Consider the following 15,548-nt stretch of genomic DNA (forward strand, 5'->3'; position numbering starts at 1 on the left):
TGAACGTTGAATGCGCGCATTAACTTTCGAAACGAAAGCTTTAAGCCCCATGACGAAACGTAACACGCCCCAGCGTCGGCATTTGATCCTCGCGTTGCTCCAAGAGCAGGGCGAGGTTACCGTTGATGCCCTGGCCAAGCACTTTCAAACCTCCGAGGTGACGGTTCGCAAGGACCTGAGTGCCTTGGAGGCCAACGGTTTGTTATTACGTCGCTATGGTGGGGCTGTTCCCGTACCCCAAGAATTCATTGCCGACACCGGCCAAAAAGTTTCGGTTCATAAGCTAGCCATTGCTAAAACGGCTGTGTCGCTGATCAAAGAACACGCTCGTATCATTATCGACAGCGGCAGCACCACTGCCGCGATGATCCCGCACCTGGGCAAACAGCCTGGCTTGGTGGTGATGACTAACTCCCTACAAGTCGCCACGGCCATCAGAGAGCTCGAGCCTGAGCCCGTACTGCTGATGACCGGCGGTACCTGGGACCCACACTCAGAATCCTTCCAAGGGCAAGTCGCCGAACAGGTGCTGCGCTCCTACGATTTTGACCAGCTGTTCATCGGTGCGGACGGCCTGGACCTAGACCGTGGCACCACCACCTTCAATGAGCTGCTCGGGCTAAGTCGCGTAATGGCTGAAGCGGCCCGAGAAGTGATCGTAGTAGCCGAAGCAGACAAGCTCGGCCGTCGCATTCCCAATCTGGAGTTGCCTTGGGGCAGCATCCATACCCTTATCACCGACGATCGCCTGCCCACTGAGGCACGCGATCTCATTCAGGCACGCGGCGTTCGGCTGATCTGCGTGGCCCCTAGCCAGGAGTGAACCTATGTGCGGCATCGTTGGCGCTATCGCTGAACGTAACATTTCCCCGATTCTGATCGAGGGCCTCAAGCGCCTGGAATACCGGGGCTACGACAGCGCAGGCGTGGCCCTGGTGACCAACACCGGCAGCCTGGAACGGCGCCGTCGTTCCGGCAAGGTAAGCGAGCTTGAAGCCCTGCTGCAGCAAGCGCCTATAACCGGCCGCTTGGGCATTGCCCATACCCGTTGGGCCACCCATGGCGCGCCTAACGAACGCAATGCGCACCCGCATTTCTCCGGCAACCTTGCGGTTGTCCATAACGGTATCATCGAAAACCATGAAGCCCTGCGCGCCGCGCTGACTGCTCAGGGCTATGTATTCACCTCGGACACCGATACCGAAGTGATCGCCCACCTGCTGCACCGGGAACTGCAAACCGGCGGTAGCCTGATAGAAGCATTACGTTCCGCCGTTCGCCAGCTCCACGGCGCGTACGGCTTGGCTGCCATCAGCCTCACCGAACCGGACACGCTGGTCGCCGCTCGCAGCGGCAGCCCCCTGGTAATCGGCCTGGGCCTTGGGGAAAACTTCCTGGCGTCCGACCAGCTCGCGCTGCGCCAGGTCACCGACCGCTTTATGTACCTGGAGGAGGGCGACATCGCCCAGATCCGCCAGGACAACATCCAGATATGGGCCCAGAGCGGTGAACCGGTCGAGCGCGAAGCGGTGCAATATCACGAAGGCGCCGAAGCCGCGGACAAAGGCGAATACCGCCACTTCATGCTTAAAGAAATCCATGAGCAACCCAAGGTAGTGCAACGTACCCTCGAAGGCCGTTTGGGCAATGAGCAGGTATTGGTCGAAGCCTTTGGGCCTGGGGCGCCAGCGCTGTTCAAGCGCGTACGTAATGTACAGATTGTCGCCTGTGGCACCAGTTACCATGCCGGCATGGTCGCTCGCTATTGGCTCGAAGGCCTGGCCGGCATTCCCTGCCAGGTGGAGGTAGCCAGTGAATTCCGCTACCGCAAGGTGGTGGTACCGGACGGCACCCTGTTCGTGACCATCTCCCAATCCGGTGAAACCGCAGACACCCTGGCCGCGCTGCGTTATGCCAAGGCCTTGGGCTTCGTAGGCAGTTTGGCCATCTGTAACGTGGGCATCAGCTCCCTGGTGCGCGAGTCTGACCTTACCCTGCTGACCCAAGCCGGGCCTGAGATCGGCGTGGCCTCCACCAAAGCCTTTACCACCCAATTGGTGGGCCTGATGCTGCTGACGCTGGCCCTAGGGCAAACTCAAGGAACGCTGGAACCCGGTAGCGAAGCCCACCTGGTAGAAGAACTGCGCCGCTTGCCCGTACGCCTGGGCGAAGCCCTGGCCATGGATGCCGCCGTGGAAAAAGTAGCAGAGCTATTCGCTGAGAAACACCATACCCTGTTCCTCGGTCGTGGCGCCCAATTCCCCGTGGCCATGGAAGGCGCCTTGAAACTCAAGGAAATTTCCTACATCCACGCTGAAGCCTACCCCGCAGGCGAACTCAAGCATGGCCCTCTGGCCCTGGTAGACGCCGACATGCCGGTAGTCACCGTAGCGCCGAACAACGCCTTGCTGGAAAAGCTCAAGTCCAACCTGCAAGAAGTTCGCGCCCGCGGCGGCGAACTGGTCGTGTTCGCGGACGAACAAGCCCAATTAAGCAACGGCCCCGGCACCACGGTAGTTGCCATGCCTCACGTCAGCGACGCCCTGGCCCCCATCCTCTATACCGTGCCATTGCAGTTGCTTTCGTACTATGTGGCGGTGCTCAAAGGCACCGATGTGGACCAGCCGCGTAACTTGGCTAAGTCGGTTACGGTGGAGTGAGAGGTGGGAAGGGTCCTTGTTTGCCAACTATCGGCAAGGAAGGACCAACTTCGCTTGAACATCTGCATCCCTGCAGAATCTACTCGTCCCAACTCACTTAGCCAAAGCGCCCTTCAACATCAACTGCTCAACATCGTCCTTGCGCTGGTTAACCGCCCCCAAATAATCAATCAATTCCGCCGCCCGGCTGCCGCGCAACCCGGCGGTGGTGAGCTGCCCTTCGTTCACGTAGGTATACAGCCCCGACACCGCAAATGCCTTGAGCTGGGCCACCTGTTCAGCCTGGCCGTTGAGGGTGTCTTGGAACGCCTGGCTTTCGAAGAACTGGCGCCTGGCCAATGGGGTTTCGAAGGCGATTTCCATCATGGCCAACTCGGCACGGGCGGGGTTGGCGAAGTGAGCAACGTTGGGCGCGGGCGGATGCATGCCATCGTTGTTGAAGGGTATGCCCAAATGCAGGCGAAGCTTTAGCACCGCTTCCGACTGGCGTAAGGCATTTGCCAGATCATTGGCCAGGTAGTCGTTCAACTGCTCAAGGCTGTTGCGCGGGCTGAAGTGGATGTGAATGCGGTCCATACGGTCGGTGCCGTTGAAGGTTTGATCACTTAACGTGTTTACGACCGTGGCAGAACCGTTCGGCAAGTCATACGCCAGGGTTTCGTCGAACATGTTTTGTTCGTCCGAGAACAGAATCGGGCTCGCGTCCTGGAAGCGCTTTTGGTCGCTGGCGTTGGCAAAACCGATTTCCACGCCGCCGTCGAGTTCGTAGTCAGCGATCTCGGTAATGCCATCGGCTAGCGGCCAGAGGTGTGCATCCTGAGCCCTGGAGAAGTGGTGTTGGATGTATAACCCAAGGCCGGGGAGGCGAGAGCAGAGCGGGCCGTGCACGTCACGCCAGTAGGTTGCGAAGATCTCATGCGGAACGCGCGCCCGTCGTTTTACGGTGGTGTAACTGTTGATCTCGATCACGGGTGATGCCCTCTCAGAATGGTTCTTGAAACAAGTGAGAGCAACCACCTGGCACGGGCGTTCAAGTTTTTATTACGCCCATAGCCGTGCAGGTCAAGACGAGTGCACGAGGTATTAGCGATACCGGCCAGGGCATTTTTGCCTCTCACAGTGGAGCAGGGGGCCGGCCGGAAGGGGTAAGATTTTCCCCCAGATAAGCGATCAATCCACTGATTTTTGGCAGCGCCTCCCGGCTCTTGAGCCACAGCAAATTGATGGGAAGGCCGGGTGTAGCCAGGTGGGGCAGCACCTCTACCAAACGCCCGCTATCCAGGTGCGCCTGCACCAACCAGGTCGGTAATTGGGCGATACCCATGCCGGCCAATACCGCCATTACTTCACCTTCGCCATCACCCACTGCAATGTGCGGGTGCATGATCCTGCGCTCCATCTCGCCCTTTTGGCGGCCTTTGAAAAACCAGGGGATTGCCATGCCGTCATTCTGCCCATAACCCACGCACAAATGGCCGTCCAGGTCCGCCTCCGACTCAGGCTGCCCGTATTGCCGAAGGTAGTCGGGTGAGGCGCAGAAAATCAGCTTGGGATTGCCGAGAAACTGGTGGCCCACTGCCGCTGGCCAGGCATCCGAGCCCCCGATCCTTACAACGATGTCGATGCCTTCGTGTACGGGGTCCACATAGCGGTCCGCGAACGAGATATGCGGAGACAGCCGTGGATACTGCTTCATGAATTCGAGAATCAACGGCAACACATGGAGGCGCCCATAGGAGGCCGGCAAATCGATACGCACCTTGCCTTGAGGCTCGGGGTGGGTCGAGGTGAGTGATGTTTCGACTTCTTCCAAGTCTGCCAGTACACCGGTGCAGGTCCGGTAAAAGGTCTCGCCTGCTTCGGTGAGCGACAGGCGCCGGGTAGTACGCTGAAACAACCTCACCCCCAATCGCCCTTCAAGGCGCGCCACGCTTTTGCTTACAGCGGAGTTGGTCAGGTTCAGCCGGTCAGCGGCTGCGGTAAAGCTACCCAGGTCGGCCACGATGACAAACACGTCGATGCCCTTTAAGCGCTCAGAAGAGAACACGGCTACTCCATTAGTGAATTAATTTCCATTCATTGTGTAGGAACTAGCTCAGATAGGTAGATATTTCTCTAATAATCTAGGGGAAATATTCTGGAGTACGTTTTATGCAGTTTTCCACGGCAAGCGGCCTAACGGCTCCGGTCGAAACCTCCAAGTCAGGGCTACAGATCCTGATCATGGCGGTTGCAGCCTTTATCATCGTCACCACTGAATTCTTGATCGTAGGCCTGCTGCCTGCGCTTTCTCGTGAGCTGAACATCTCCATTGCATTGGCGGGCCAGGTCGTTACGCTGTTCGCCTTTACGGTAATGCTGTTCGGGCCGGTGCTCACCGCCAAGCTCGCTCATGTAGAGCGTAAGAAGCTGTTCACCTTGATTTTGATGGTGTTCGCTGCCTCCAACGTGTTGGCGGCGGTTTCTACCAATATCTGGGTGTTGGCATTGGCGCGCTTTATTCCTGCCTTGGCGCTACCCGTGTTTTGGGGTACTGCCAGCGAGACGGCTGGGCAGCTTGCAGGGCCTGGGCAGTCAGGCAAAGCGGTTGGGCGAGTTTATCTGGGCATCACCGCTGCCTTGGTATTTGGCGTACCACTAGGCACCTTGGCTGCGGATTCCGTGGGCTGGCGCGGCAGCTTCTGGATTCTGGCAGCAATTTCGCTCTTTATTGGCGTGCTGATGCATGTGGTAATGCCCAAGTTACCAGGCTCCGGTGCTAAAAACCCTGACCAAAAGCAAACGGCGATCTTGCGTGAGCCACGCTTCTTGGCGCATCTGCTGCTGTCGGTTTTAAGCTTTACCGCTTTGTTCACGGCTTACACCTACTTGGCCGACATCCTTGAACGCCTGGGCGGTATCGCGGGTGGGCAAGTTGGCTGGTGGCTGATGGGCTTTGGCGCGGTCGGCATGATCGGCAACCATTTGGGCGGCAGCATGGTAGACCGTAAGCCGTTGTTGGCGATGGTGGTGTTTCTTGTGGTGGTAAGCCTTGGGATGCTTGCGGCCGTGCCGTTGGCCTCTCAGCACATTTGGCTGATCATTGCACTGGCAGCGTGGGGCATTGGTTACACCGCGCTGTTCGTGGTGTGCCAGGTGCGAGTCATGCAGGCCGGTGCGCAGGCTCAGGCCTTGGCGGCCAGCCTGAACATCTCGGCGGCAAACGCCGGCATAGGCTTGGGGGCGATTTTGGGCGGGATCGGCATCGGCCACTTCGGCCTGAACTCGATCGGCGTTATTGCCAGCCTTATTGCCGGGCTTGCCATCATCGTCGCCTTACTGATGATGCGCCGCCAATAATCACATCGGCGGTAGTTGCGTTCGAGCTACCGCCGTTATCGTAGAGGTAACGCCATGAGACTCAGCATACTGGACCATTCTCCCGTGGATGAGGGCGGCACGGCCGGTAACGCCTTGTGGGCCACTACTCGCTTGGCACGCACCGCGGAATCGGCAGGTTACGAGCGGTACTGGGTAGCGGAACACCACCAATCCTACGTTCAGGCGGGGAGCAACCCAGAGTTGCTGATGATGCAGATCGCTGCGCACACGCAGACTATCCGGATAGGTTCGGGTGGCATCATGCTGCCCCATTACAGCGCCTATAAAGTCGCGGAAACGGCGCGGGTTCTAGAAGCCCTGTACCCAGGGCGGATCGACCTCGGCGTCGGTCGCGCGCCAGGCGCGGATCAGCGGGTAAATCAGGCGCTGAATGACGAGAAGGGCCGCGCACTGCCATTCTCGGTGAAATTGCGAGGGCTCAAGGATTATTTGATCGGTGATGGCTCGCAGGAGGATTATTCAGGCTCGGCCATCCAGGCCTTCCCGAAGATTTCGCAGCTTCCCGAACTTCATGTACTGGGCGCCAGTGGCAGTACTGCTGAGCTAACGGCCAGTGAAGGCCTGGGGTTTACCTTCGCGCATTTCATTAACCCTCATCATGAGCAGGGGATCCGAGCGGCCGAGCACTACCGTACAGCCTTCAAGCCCTCGACCTTGCACGCTACGCCGAGCGTCATTGTTGCGGTGTTTGCCGTGGTGGCCAACACTACTGATGAGGCACACACCTTAGCCCTCAGCTTTGACGAATGGCTGCTGCGGGCGGAGTCCATGGCGCCTGCCAAGGCGCTGTTGCCACCAGAACGTATCAACACGGCTGGCTATAGCTATGAAGAACGGGAACGCATTGCGATCAACCGCACGCGGGTGGTTATCGGTGATGCGGCATCGGCGTTCAAGCAGCTGGAACACCTTGCTGCCGCCTATCAAACAAACCAGATCATGATCATTCCCATGATCCCGGGTGAAGCAAACAGGCAGCGTGCCGTCGAGTTGCTGGGAGCCGCGAACACCTCGGCTACTGCTACCGGAGTGTGACAACGGTAGCCCAGGCCTTAGGCTCGCTTTGGCAGTTTCCAATTCGGCCGGATGAAGTGGCAGGTATAGCCGTTGGGGATGCGCTCCAGGTAATCCTGATGTTCAGGCTCCGCCTCCCAGAATGCTCCGGCCGGTTCCAACTCGGTTACCACAGCGCCAGGCCATAGCCCGGAGGCATTCACATCGGCGATGGTGTCTTCAGCCACCTCACGTTGCTCGTCACTCAAGTAATAGATCGCGGAGCGGTAGCTGGGGCCCAGGTCATTGCCTTGACGGTTGGGTGTGCTCGGGTCGTGGATCTGAAAAAAGAACTCAAGGATTTGCCGATAACTGATCACTGCCGGGTCGAAGATGATTTCGATGGCTTCGGCATGGTTACCATGATTGCGGTAGGTGGCGTTGGGCACTTCGCCGCCGGTGTAGCCTACGCGCGTTTGCTGCACGCCCGGGTAGCGGCGAATGAGGTCTTGCATGCCCCAAAAGCAGCCGCCAGCGAGAAGGGCGGTTTCGGTTTGAGTCGTCATGGTCGTTCTACCCCTTGGGGATGTTGGATATAGCAGTCTATGAGGGCGCTTTAGTGTATTCCAAGGGCGCAGGTGACGTTGAGTACCTGTTCTTGACCGGCCTTGATCGCGGCGCTGGCGGCGGTACAGCTTCATCTATAAAAGGCAGGCTACAGCACCGGTGAAATCAGCCGCGCTACCCGCATGCCTAGTTTTTGTAGCCTATGGGTATTCTTGCTATCGGCAATGGTCATCTCGTTAGACTGAGCGAAGTCTTGCTCCAGCATGGCGGCGACTTGCGCCGTAAATGTGGTGTCGATGGTCAGAAGCATCACTTCGAAGTTTAGCCGGAATGATCGGTTATCCAGATTGGCGCTACCGATGGCACTGATGTCGTCATCTACCAGCACTACCTTCTGATGCAAGAACCCGGGTTGGTAGCGGAAAATCCTGATACCCGCGCGCACGGCTTCACTGGCATACAAGCTTGAGGCGGCATAGACAATTTTGTGGTCTGGCCGGGAGGGGATGAGTATCCGCACATCCACGTTTTTCATCACCGCCAGGCGCAATGCCGCGAACACGGCCTCGTCTGGAATAAAATAAGGCGTGGTAATCCATAAGCGCCGCTTGGCACTGTTGATAGCTTCTATAAAGAATAAGGCGCAGGTTTCTTGTGGGTCTGCAGGGCCTGTAGGTAGCACTTGGCACAAGGCGCCTTCTTCCGGGTAAGCATCCGGTAGCAATAAAGGTGGCAACTCTCGGGATGCCCAGAACCAGTCTTCAGCAAAGCTTTCCTGCAAGCAAGCCACCGCTGGGCCGGTTACCCACACATGGGTATCTCGCCAGGGGCTCAGGGGCGGGAGGTCGCCAAGGTATTCGTCCCCTACGTTGTGCCCGCCGAGAAAGCCGATCTTGCCATCCACCACTACAATCTTGCGGTGATTGCGGAAATTCACTTGAAAGCGATTCAGGCCTGCGCGGCCCGCGGCGAAGGCATGGACCTCGACTCCACCACGCCTCAAGGTGTCCACATAACGGCGGGGCAGGGCATGGCTGCCAATACGGTCGAACAATACATGTACCGCTACACCTTCGGCCGCCTTTTCCAGCAGCGCGGCCTGTAAGCGGCGGCCTATCAAATCGTCATGAATAATAAAGAACTGAATCAGAATGACTTTTTCCGCAGCGCGGACAGCTTCCAGTATGTGTTGGAAGGTGGCCTCGCCATTGATCAACAAACCCACCGCGTTATTGGCCAGGCAGGGCATACGGCCAAGCCTGGGCAGTGCCCTTAAGCCAGCGTAGGCTTCCGAGGCCTTGGCGGCCATGGCTTCCTCGACCCAGGGCCGCCAGTTCAAATGAGCGATCGCAGCCTGCATTTCTCGGTTCGCTTGGCGCCTGGCAGCAATGTATTCGTCAAAGGTACTACGGCCAAATACTAGGTAAGGCAGTAGTGTGAAATAGGGGATGAAGAACAACGACATCGCCCACGCGATCGCACCCTGAGCCGTGCGCACGGTAAGCAGCGCATGAATGGCAGCAATGGCCCCCAGGCTATGAATGATCGCAAGCAAGAACCCAAAAAACGCGGTGCTATGTGTGTCCATGTAAAGCCTGTGCATCCTGGCGGTAATGGTGTTATGACTGCCCGCTGCGGTAAATGTGCACCCGCAAAGCTGCAACGTATCCACGCTGATAGCGTCTAACCCAGGCACAGTTGAGGAGCAGGTTATGAGAATTATCGGACGCATCGCGTTGCTTGGGCTGATGGGTATGGCCTCGGCGGCACAGGCACAAATGCTTCAACCTGGCTTATGGGAGCTGACCACCAGCAACATGCAGGTAGAGGGCAAACCCATGCCGGACATGAAACAGATGCTTGGTCAATTGCAGATGCTGCCCCCTGAGCAGCGCGCGATGATGGAACAGGTATTGGCTAAACAGGGAATTACCGTCGGCGGGGAGGGTATCCGTTCGTGCCTTACGCCTGAGCAGGTCAAAGCCAATGACATCCCCCTGCAAGACCCTAAATCCGGCTGCACGCAGCGTATTACCGATAGAACGGGCAACGTGTGGAAATTTATGTTCACCTGCCCGAAAGCCCAGGGTGCCGGCACCGCAACCTTCCTCAGCGATAGAGAATTCACTACGGAGGTGGCAGGCACCTTTAACGCTACAGGTGCTACCCAGCGCGGAAGCATGCATACCCAGGCCAAATGGCTGGGCGCAAACTGTGGCTCCGTGAAGCCTCGACAATAGTTCCACGTGGAACATCAGGGCACTGGGACCTGCCAATGCCCTTGGCTGCGTAGCTCGCAAAAGGGTTTAAGATAGCGACCGTCTGAGACCACTCCGTAGTAATGAATATTCTGACGGTACGGCATGTTATCTACATGCGCATCGCTGCAGATGCCAAAGGCGCCAGTTGGGCAGTGTTCCCGGTAGGTGACGTCTGTTTTTTGCTCTTTAAGCTGGGGCTGGCAGAAGCCTTCGTTGAACAGACGTTCCGGTATGGTGAGGTTTTCCTGACATACCTTTACATCCACATGCTCGCCCTGGGTATGCACCACGCAGGCCTGTGCCCAGGCTTTCATTGGTATAAGCAGGCAGCAAACGATGGCTGCTAAACGAGACGGTCTACGCCAATCCAACATGCTTGAAAACATCCCTACCTATGTACTCGCTGGGCCTTTAGGTGCTGGCAAAACCAGTATCGCACAGCACTGGCTAACGCAACGCCCGCCCCATGAACGTTGGGCGGTACTGGTGAATGAATTCGGTGCCCTTGGGTTAGATGCGGCGTTGCTGTCATCAGGCGAAGACGCCGTCACCATCACCGAGGTAGCAGGCGGATGCGTATGTTGTGTAAACGGCGCTCCTTTTACGGTAGCGCTTGGCCGCTTGCTGCGTAAGGCGCGCCCGCACCGGTTGTTGATAGAGCTTTCCGGTTTAAGCCACCCTCGGCCGTTGCTGAACCGGCTTAAGGCCGAGCCTTGGGCGAAAGTGTTATCAATTGAAGGGTTTATCGTGGTGCTGGACGGCTTGGCGTTGAGCCAGGCAGCGGACATTCCGCCCCTTGTGCGCGAAGCCATGCAAGAGACGTGTACCTTGGTAATCAACAAGGCAGACGACTTAACGGCAGGCGCCCGAGCCAAGGTAGAGGCACTGATTCAGCGCCCGGCTGTGTGGATAGCACAAGGGCGCTTGCCCTGGCAGGCAGAACGCTTTGAAGTGGCGCAGGCAGCGAGAACGCAATCCGCGCTCTACAAGGTTGGTAGACAACCGCTTATAGGCCCTGCTGTTGCTCCCGCTGCCACAGAATGGGCGACGAGTTGGCACGTCCCTCCGCAGGCTTTAGTGAACCTGAGCAAGATAGAGCACTTTCTACTCGGTTGGCCCTGGATCAGGGCAAAAGCTATCCTGCACACCTCGGAAGGCTGGAAGTCCGCCAACCTGCTGCCTGGCCAGCCCTTGGCCTGGCGTGCCAGTGAATGGCGCAAAGACAACCGGCTAGAGCTGATTTTTGCCCAGCCTCAAGACCAGGTCGAGTTAGAACAAGGCTGGGCCGATTGCTTTATTACTGGGCAGTGTGATCAAGGCTTGGTCCGCTTGTGAGTTTGACGCCATTCACTCAGCTCGATGATCTCGGCCGTGGGCTGGGTGTTGATCTCGAACGGGTAGGGCGCCAGTTCGATATGCGCCGAATGGGCGCCGAATTGGGTAATGGTGCCGGGGTGGCGTTGCTCACCGGTTACCGTAAATTCAAAGCCGTAGATTCTGGCGAAACGCTTGCGACCGTTGGCATCCCTGGCCCAAGCGAAGCGCCTGAACGCCACGTTGTCGTCCAGTAATAGCACATCTAACTTGCCGCAATGGTTACGTACTTTCACCAAGGCTTTTTCTCTAAGCCCATGGTTGTGCCAAAACCAGGCCCCAACGCACGCTATGACCAACAGCACGGCAAGATTTTCAAGGGTGAACATCGACAACGCTCCATCTGGACTCAATCAGCTTAACTGCCTGCCCGGTCTGTCGTACAGCGCGCTTTTCACGCACTATTAGACATCTGTAACTGCCTTTGATGCGCTGGACCTATTTAATGAAACGCACCCCTCATTTACTTGCCATCCAATCTCATGTGGTGTTCGGCCACGCGGGCAACAGCGCCGCGGTTTTCGCTATGCAGCGCATTGGAGTGAACGTATGGCCTTTGAACACCGTTCAGTTTTCCAATCACACTCAGTATGGTCAGTGGGCGGGAGAAGTGCTGGCCGCTGAGCGGATACCAGAGCTGGTACGCGGCATTGCCGCTATCGGTGAGCTGGGCCAGTGTGATGGTGTGATAAGTGGGTATCTGGGTAGCGCTCAGCAGGGCCATGCCATTTTGGAGGCCGTGAGGGTGGTCAAGGCAGCCAACCCCTGTGCGCTGTACCTGTGCGACCCTGTTATGGGCCATGCGGAAAAAGGTTGCGTAGTGGCGCCGGAAGTAACGGACTTTTTGTTGCGTGAAGCGCTACCCAAGGCAGACGTGCTATGCCCGAATCAGCTGGAGCTTAATACCTTTTTGGGGAAAACCGCCGACACGCTGCAAAACTGCGTTGCCATGGCCCGCTCATTACTCGAGCGGGGCCCTAGCATGGTCATGGTGAAGCACCTGGCGTATCGCGATAAGCAGCCAGAGCACTTTGAAATGCTGTTAGTGACCGCCGAGCAAACCTGGCACTTGCGCCGCCCGTTGCTGGCCTTCCCGCGCCAACCGGTAGGGGTAGGCGATCTTACGTCCGGGTTGTTTATGTCTCGCTTGGTGTTGGGTGACCCGCCCGTGGCCGCCTTCGAGTTTACCGCGGCGGCCGTGCACGAAGTGATGCTTGAAACCCAAGCCTGTGCCAGTTATGAGCTTCAGCCTGTACGTGCCCAGGACAGAATCGCGCACCCGCGAGTGCGCTTCGAGGCCATTCGGTTACCGAACTAAAGGCCGTCTGCTTTCAAGTCCTGATAGCGCTGTTCCAGCTCTTGCCGAATCTGACGCCGCTGCCGCCCCTGGGCAAAGCGGCGTTTTTCCTCGCTGGTGTGTGGCGTGCGGGGCGGGACGGGTACCGTCTTACGGTTCTCATCCATGGCGACCATGGTAAAGAAACAGCTATTGGCGTGCCGCACACTGCGCTGCTGGATGTTTTCAGTCACCACCTTGATGCCTACTTCCATGGAGGTATTACCGGTGTAATTGACCGAGGCCAGAAAGGTCACCAACTCGCCCACATGGACCGGCTCGCGGAAGATCACTTGGTCCACCGACAGGGTCACCACATAGCGGCCGGCATAACGGCTGGCGCAGGCATAGGCCACTTCGTCCAGATACTTGAGTAACGTACCGCCATGAACATTACCGGAGAAATTCGCCATATCGGGCGTCATTAGAACGGTCATCGTCAGTTGGGCGTTTCCAGGTTCCATAGGGCGCTCACGGGTAAGTTAGAGATAACGGCAACGCGGGTACAGCCGCTCGGGTTTGAATGCAGACGCGCGCCGCTGCGCTTACGTCACTATCGTTTACAACTAGACTGGCTGGCTTTATCGGCCTTTCTGTTTCCTCATATTGCTAAGCCGTAGATAACTTCCATGGGGTGTTAGGGTGGGGTTTTCCCTATCGACCGGAGTGTACGGAAGTGCATGCTATCGCTTTCATTCAAGACCTGGCCGTGATCATGCTGGTGGCTGGAATTGTCACGGTGATTTTTCACCGTCTCAAACAGCCCGTAGTGCTTGGCTATATCGTAGCCGGCTTTATCATTGGTCCGCATACCCCGCCGTTTGGCTTTATCCACGACGAAGAGACTATCAAGACTCTTGCTGAACTGGGCGTGATATTCCTGATGTTCTGCCTTGGCCTGGAATTCAGCCTGGGCAAGCTGTTCAAGGTCGGGGCTACAGCCTTTGTGGCGGCATTGTTGGAAATCACCCTGATGATCTGGGTGGGCTACGAGATCGGTACAGCGTTTGGCTGGGGCACCATGGATGCGTTGTTCCTGGGCGCTATCCTGGCTATTTCCTCCACGACCATTATTGTAAAAGCCCTTAATGACCTGAACATGAAGAATCAGCGCTTCGCCCAGTTGATATTTGGGGTGCTGATCGTAGAAGACATCCTGGGTATTGGCATTATTGCGTTGCTGTCGGGTATTGCCGTCAGTGGCAGCGTAAGCTCTGGGGAAGTGCTAGCGACTGTAGGTAAGCTTGGGCTGTTTATGGTAGTTGCCTTGGTCATAGGCATTGTATTGGTGCCTCGACTACTGGCTTATGTTGCCAAGGCTGAAAGCGACGAAATGCTTTTGGTAGTGGTACTGGGGCTGTGTTTCGGTTTCTGCCTGCTAGTAGTAAAGCTTGGCTACAGCATGGTATTGGGGGCGTTCCTGATCGGTGCGATCATGGCCGAATCTAGGCATCACCGTAAAATCGAACGGCTGGTCGAGCCCTTGCGGGACACGTTCAGCGCGATCTTCTTCGTGGCCATAGGGCTGATGATCGAGCCGCGCGTGTTGGTGGAGTATGCGGTGCCTATCGTTGCCATTACCGCGGCGGTGGTCTTTGGCAAGGTGATCTCTTGCAGCCTGGGGTCGTTCCTGGCAGGTAACGACGGGCGCACGTCCCTCAAGGTAGGAATGGGGCTGTCGCAGATTGGCGAGTTCTCCTTCATCATCGCCGCGTTGGGCATGACCTTGGAAGTGACCAGTGACTTCCTCTACCCCGTCGCCGTGGCAGTCTCGGCCATCACTACACTGCTCACGCCTTACCTGATAAAGGCGTCGGACCCGCTGGCAGTGCATTTGGGCCGCCTTATTCCCGCGCCTTTGAGCCGAGTGTTCGGCACCTATGGCGAGTGGCTGCGCAGCATCGGGTTGCAGGGGCAGCGGGCAGCGTTCGCGGCTATCGTGCGGCGCATCCTGATGCACGTGAGCGTTAACCTGGCCTTGGTGGTAGCGATCTTCTTCACCTGCGCGCACTTCGCTGTGCCTATAGGCCAGTGGCTATCGCCCTGGCTGTCAGGCGAACAGGGCCAGAAGGGCGTGTTGTGTGCCATGGCCATGGTGTTGTCCATGCCGTTTCTGATTGCAGCGTATCGCAAGCTCAGGGCGTTGTCGTTGCTGTTGGTGCAGGCGGGCGTGAAGCCGGAAGTTGCCGGGCGATATACCGAAGCCTTGCAATCGGTAATGGCGCAAGTCATCCCCGTGGTATTCCTGGGGCTGGTACTGTTTCTGCTTGCCGCGTTGTCTTCCAGTATTTTGCCCACGCGTGAAATGCTGATCGTGGTAGGCGCCGCGTTGGTCATCTTCGCGGCGCTGTTCTGGCGGTGGCTGATCAGGATTCACGCACGCATGCAAATCGCGCTGGTGGAAACCCTGGACAGCCCGAGAACGCCAGCGGAGCATTGAGTCACGCAAAGGGGCTGTCTGGCTCAGCTCTCGAGCCAGACGTCCCTTGCCCAATGCCATACCGACTCCCAACTGTCTTCGGTTACCAGCTCTTCTTCCGCGCTCCACAGTACTACGGTGCCATCTTCTTCCACGCAGTAGTAGTCATCGCCGTCCTGGCAGATCGGGATCAGCTCCCGCGGAACGCCAAGGTCCCAGGCGGTGGCCGCTACTTCCGGCAAGTAGGTATGAGACTGAGGGTCTGTGACCGTCACGGGTTCCAGGCTGCCGTATACCACATCGCTAACGGTGAGCAGGAATTCCTTGAACACGAAGGGGATGTTGATGAACAGCTGCTCTTCGATCTCGACCAACTGATCTTCGTCGGGTAACTCCAAGGGCACTGGAACTGGCTCGTTGGCTTCCCGAAGTTGTTCAATGACTTCTTCCACGGTGACTGACCTTTACCTAAGAACGAGGGCGGGTGTGCTCACACGATATTAATCCATACCCCAAAAAGCAAAACCCCGGATAAGAATATCCGGGGTTTAGGTGCC

At 57.4% G+C, this 15,548-nt stretch carries 16 protein-coding genes; 8 read left to right on the forward strand and 8 right to left on the reverse strand.

Translation table 11 applies throughout. The annotated features are described in order from the left end of the window. Positions 1 to 49 precede the first annotated feature (49 nt). Both ACWKV4_RS14245 and glmS read left to right on the forward strand, forming a co-directional pair. Entirely contained in the window at positions 50 to 823 is a 774-nt protein-coding gene (locus tag ACWKV4_RS14245; RefSeq protein ID WP_483832732.1) for a DeoR/GlpR family DNA-binding transcription regulator, read from the forward strand. A 4-nt stretch (positions 824 to 827) separates the two neighbouring features. After that, a complete protein-coding gene (gene glmS, locus ACWKV4_RS14250) occupies positions 828 to 2,660 on the forward strand; it encodes a glutamine--fructose-6-phosphate transaminase (isomerizing) (protein WP_483832733.1) in 1,833 nt (610 codons plus the stop codon). A 93-nt stretch (positions 2,661 to 2,753) separates the two neighbouring features. Here glmS and ACWKV4_RS14255 read toward each other — a convergent pair whose 3' ends face one another. Both ACWKV4_RS14255 and ACWKV4_RS14260 read right to left on the reverse strand, forming a co-directional pair. After that, entirely contained in the window at positions 2,754 to 3,629 is an 876-nt protein-coding gene (locus tag ACWKV4_RS14255) for an EthD domain-containing protein (protein ID WP_483832734.1), read from the reverse strand. A gap of 145 nt (positions 3,630 to 3,774) precedes the next feature. Continuing rightward, a complete protein-coding gene (locus ACWKV4_RS14260) occupies positions 3,775 to 4,707 on the reverse strand; it encodes a LysR family transcriptional regulator (protein ID WP_483832735.1) in 933 nt (310 codons plus the stop codon). A 104-nt stretch (positions 4,708 to 4,811) separates the two neighbouring features. Here ACWKV4_RS14260 and ACWKV4_RS14265 point away from each other — a divergent pair, with 104 nt between their 5' ends. Then, complete coding sequence (locus ACWKV4_RS14265; RefSeq protein ID WP_483832736.1) at positions 4,812 to 5,999, forward strand: MFS transporter; 1,188 nt, start codon at positions 4,812 to 4,814, stop codon at positions 5,997 to 5,999. Positions 6,000 to 6,053: 54 nt separating this feature from the next. Next, positions 6,054 to 7,076 carry an MsnO8 family LLM class oxidoreductase gene (locus ACWKV4_RS14270; protein ID WP_483832737.1) on the forward strand — a complete coding sequence of 341 codons (1,023 nt, stop codon included), beginning with the start codon at positions 6,054 to 6,056 and terminating at the stop codon, positions 7,074 to 7,076. A 17-nt stretch (positions 7,077 to 7,093) separates the two neighbouring features. On the opposite strand, the gene msrA is transcribed toward ACWKV4_RS14270, so the two are convergent. Then, entirely contained in the window at positions 7,094 to 7,600 is a 507-nt protein-coding gene (msrA, locus tag ACWKV4_RS14275; protein ID WP_483832738.1) for a peptide-methionine (S)-S-oxide reductase MsrA, read from the reverse strand. 149 nt (positions 7,601 to 7,749) lie between these two features. Further along, complete coding sequence (gene cls, locus ACWKV4_RS14280) at positions 7,750 to 9,189, reverse strand: cardiolipin synthase (protein ID WP_483832739.1); 1,440 nt, start codon at positions 9,187 to 9,189, stop codon at positions 7,750 to 7,752. A gap of 124 nt (positions 9,190 to 9,313) precedes the next feature. On the opposite strand from cls, the gene ACWKV4_RS14285 reads away from it, so the two are divergent. Further along, positions 9,314 to 9,841 (forward strand): DUF3617 domain-containing protein, encoded by a 528-nt coding sequence (locus ACWKV4_RS14285; protein WP_483832740.1) that lies wholly within the window; start codon positions 9,314 to 9,316, stop codon positions 9,839 to 9,841. A 14-nt stretch (positions 9,842 to 9,855) separates the two neighbouring features. Here ACWKV4_RS14285 and ACWKV4_RS14290 read toward each other — a convergent pair whose 3' ends face one another. Beyond that, positions 9,856 to 10,176: an NADH:ubiquinone oxidoreductase gene (locus ACWKV4_RS14290; protein WP_483832741.1), complete on the reverse strand. Its 321-nt coding sequence runs from the start codon at positions 10,174 to 10,176 to the stop codon at positions 9,856 to 9,858. Between the two features lie 22 nt (positions 10,177 to 10,198). Here ACWKV4_RS14290 and ACWKV4_RS14295 point away from each other — a divergent pair, with 22 nt between their 5' ends. Continuing rightward, positions 10,199 to 11,197, forward strand: coding sequence for a CobW family GTP-binding protein (locus ACWKV4_RS14295; protein ID WP_483832742.1), 999 nt, complete (start codon positions 10,199 to 10,201; stop codon positions 11,195 to 11,197). Here the strand turns inward: ACWKV4_RS14295 and ACWKV4_RS14300 are convergent. Further along, positions 11,176 to 11,565 (reverse strand): DUF3301 domain-containing protein, encoded by a 390-nt coding sequence (locus ACWKV4_RS14300; protein ID WP_483832743.1) that lies wholly within the window; start codon positions 11,563 to 11,565, stop codon positions 11,176 to 11,178. The two genes, ACWKV4_RS14295 and ACWKV4_RS14300, sit on opposite strands and share 22 nt — an antisense overlap. Before the next feature lie 116 nt (positions 11,566 to 11,681). On the opposite strand from ACWKV4_RS14300, the gene pdxY reads away from it, so the two are divergent. Further along, positions 11,682 to 12,554, forward strand: coding sequence for a pyridoxal kinase PdxY (pdxY, locus tag ACWKV4_RS14305; protein ID WP_483832744.1), 873 nt, complete (start codon positions 11,682 to 11,684; stop codon positions 12,552 to 12,554). On the opposite strand, the gene ACWKV4_RS14310 is transcribed toward pdxY, so the two are convergent. Next, positions 12,551 to 13,036, reverse strand: a complete 486-nt coding sequence (locus tag ACWKV4_RS14310; RefSeq protein WP_483832745.1) for an acyl-CoA thioesterase — start codon at positions 13,034 to 13,036, stop codon at positions 12,551 to 12,553. The genes pdxY and ACWKV4_RS14310 overlap by 4 nt on opposite strands. 212 nt (positions 13,037 to 13,248) lie before the next feature. Between ACWKV4_RS14310 and ACWKV4_RS14315 the strand changes: the two genes are divergently transcribed. Further along, entirely contained in the window at positions 13,249 to 15,012 is a 1,764-nt protein-coding gene (locus tag ACWKV4_RS14315) for a cation:proton antiporter (protein ID WP_483832746.1), read from the forward strand. A 23-nt stretch (positions 15,013 to 15,035) separates the two neighbouring features. Here the strand turns inward: ACWKV4_RS14315 and ACWKV4_RS14320 are convergent, their stop codons facing one another. Further along, entirely contained in the window at positions 15,036 to 15,443 is a 408-nt protein-coding gene (locus tag ACWKV4_RS14320; RefSeq protein WP_483832747.1) for an SMI1/KNR4 family protein, read from the reverse strand. Positions 15,444 to 15,548: the final 105 nt, after the last annotated feature.

The organism is Pseudomonas artemisiae (assembly GCF_057128685.1).

Excerpts from the sequence above, each read along its gene's own strand:
- ACWKV4_RS14245 (WP_483832732.1), top strand. The coding sequence starts at position 50 with ATGACGAAACGTAACACGCCCCAGCGTCGGCATTTGATCCTCGCGTTG.
- glmS (WP_483832733.1), top strand. The coding sequence starts at position 828 with ATGTGCGGCATCGTTGGCGCTATCGCTGAACGTAACATTTCCCCGATT.
- ACWKV4_RS14265 (WP_483832736.1), top strand. The coding sequence starts at position 4,812 with ATGCAGTTTTCCACGGCAAGCGGCCTAACGGCTCCGGTCGAAACCTCC.
- ACWKV4_RS14270 (WP_483832737.1), top strand. The coding sequence starts at position 6,054 with ATGAGACTCAGCATACTGGACCATTCTCCCGTGGATGAGGGCGGCACG.
- msrA (WP_483832738.1), bottom strand. The coding sequence starts at position 7,600 with ATGACGACTCAAACCGAAACCGCCCTTCTCGCTGGCGGCTGCTTTTGG.
- cls (WP_483832739.1), bottom strand. The coding sequence starts at position 9,189 with ATGGACACACATAGCACCGCGTTTTTTGGGTTCTTGCTTGCGATCATT.
- ACWKV4_RS14285 (WP_483832740.1), top strand. The coding sequence starts at position 9,314 with ATGAGAATTATCGGACGCATCGCGTTGCTTGGGCTGATGGGTATGGCC.
- ACWKV4_RS14290 (WP_483832741.1), bottom strand. The coding sequence starts at position 10,176 with ATGAAAGCCTGGGCACAGGCCTGCGTGGTGCATACCCAGGGCGAGCAT.
- ACWKV4_RS14295 (WP_483832742.1), top strand. The coding sequence starts at position 10,199 with ATGGCTGCTAAACGAGACGGTCTACGCCAATCCAACATGCTTGAAAAC.
- ACWKV4_RS14300 (WP_483832743.1), bottom strand. The coding sequence starts at position 11,565 with ATGTTCACCCTTGAAAATCTTGCCGTGCTGTTGGTCATAGCGTGCGTT.
- pdxY (WP_483832744.1), top strand. The coding sequence starts at position 11,682 with ATGAAACGCACCCCTCATTTACTTGCCATCCAATCTCATGTGGTGTTC.
- ACWKV4_RS14310 (WP_483832745.1), bottom strand. The coding sequence starts at position 13,036 with ATGGAACCTGGAAACGCCCAACTGACGATGACCGTTCTAATGACGCCC.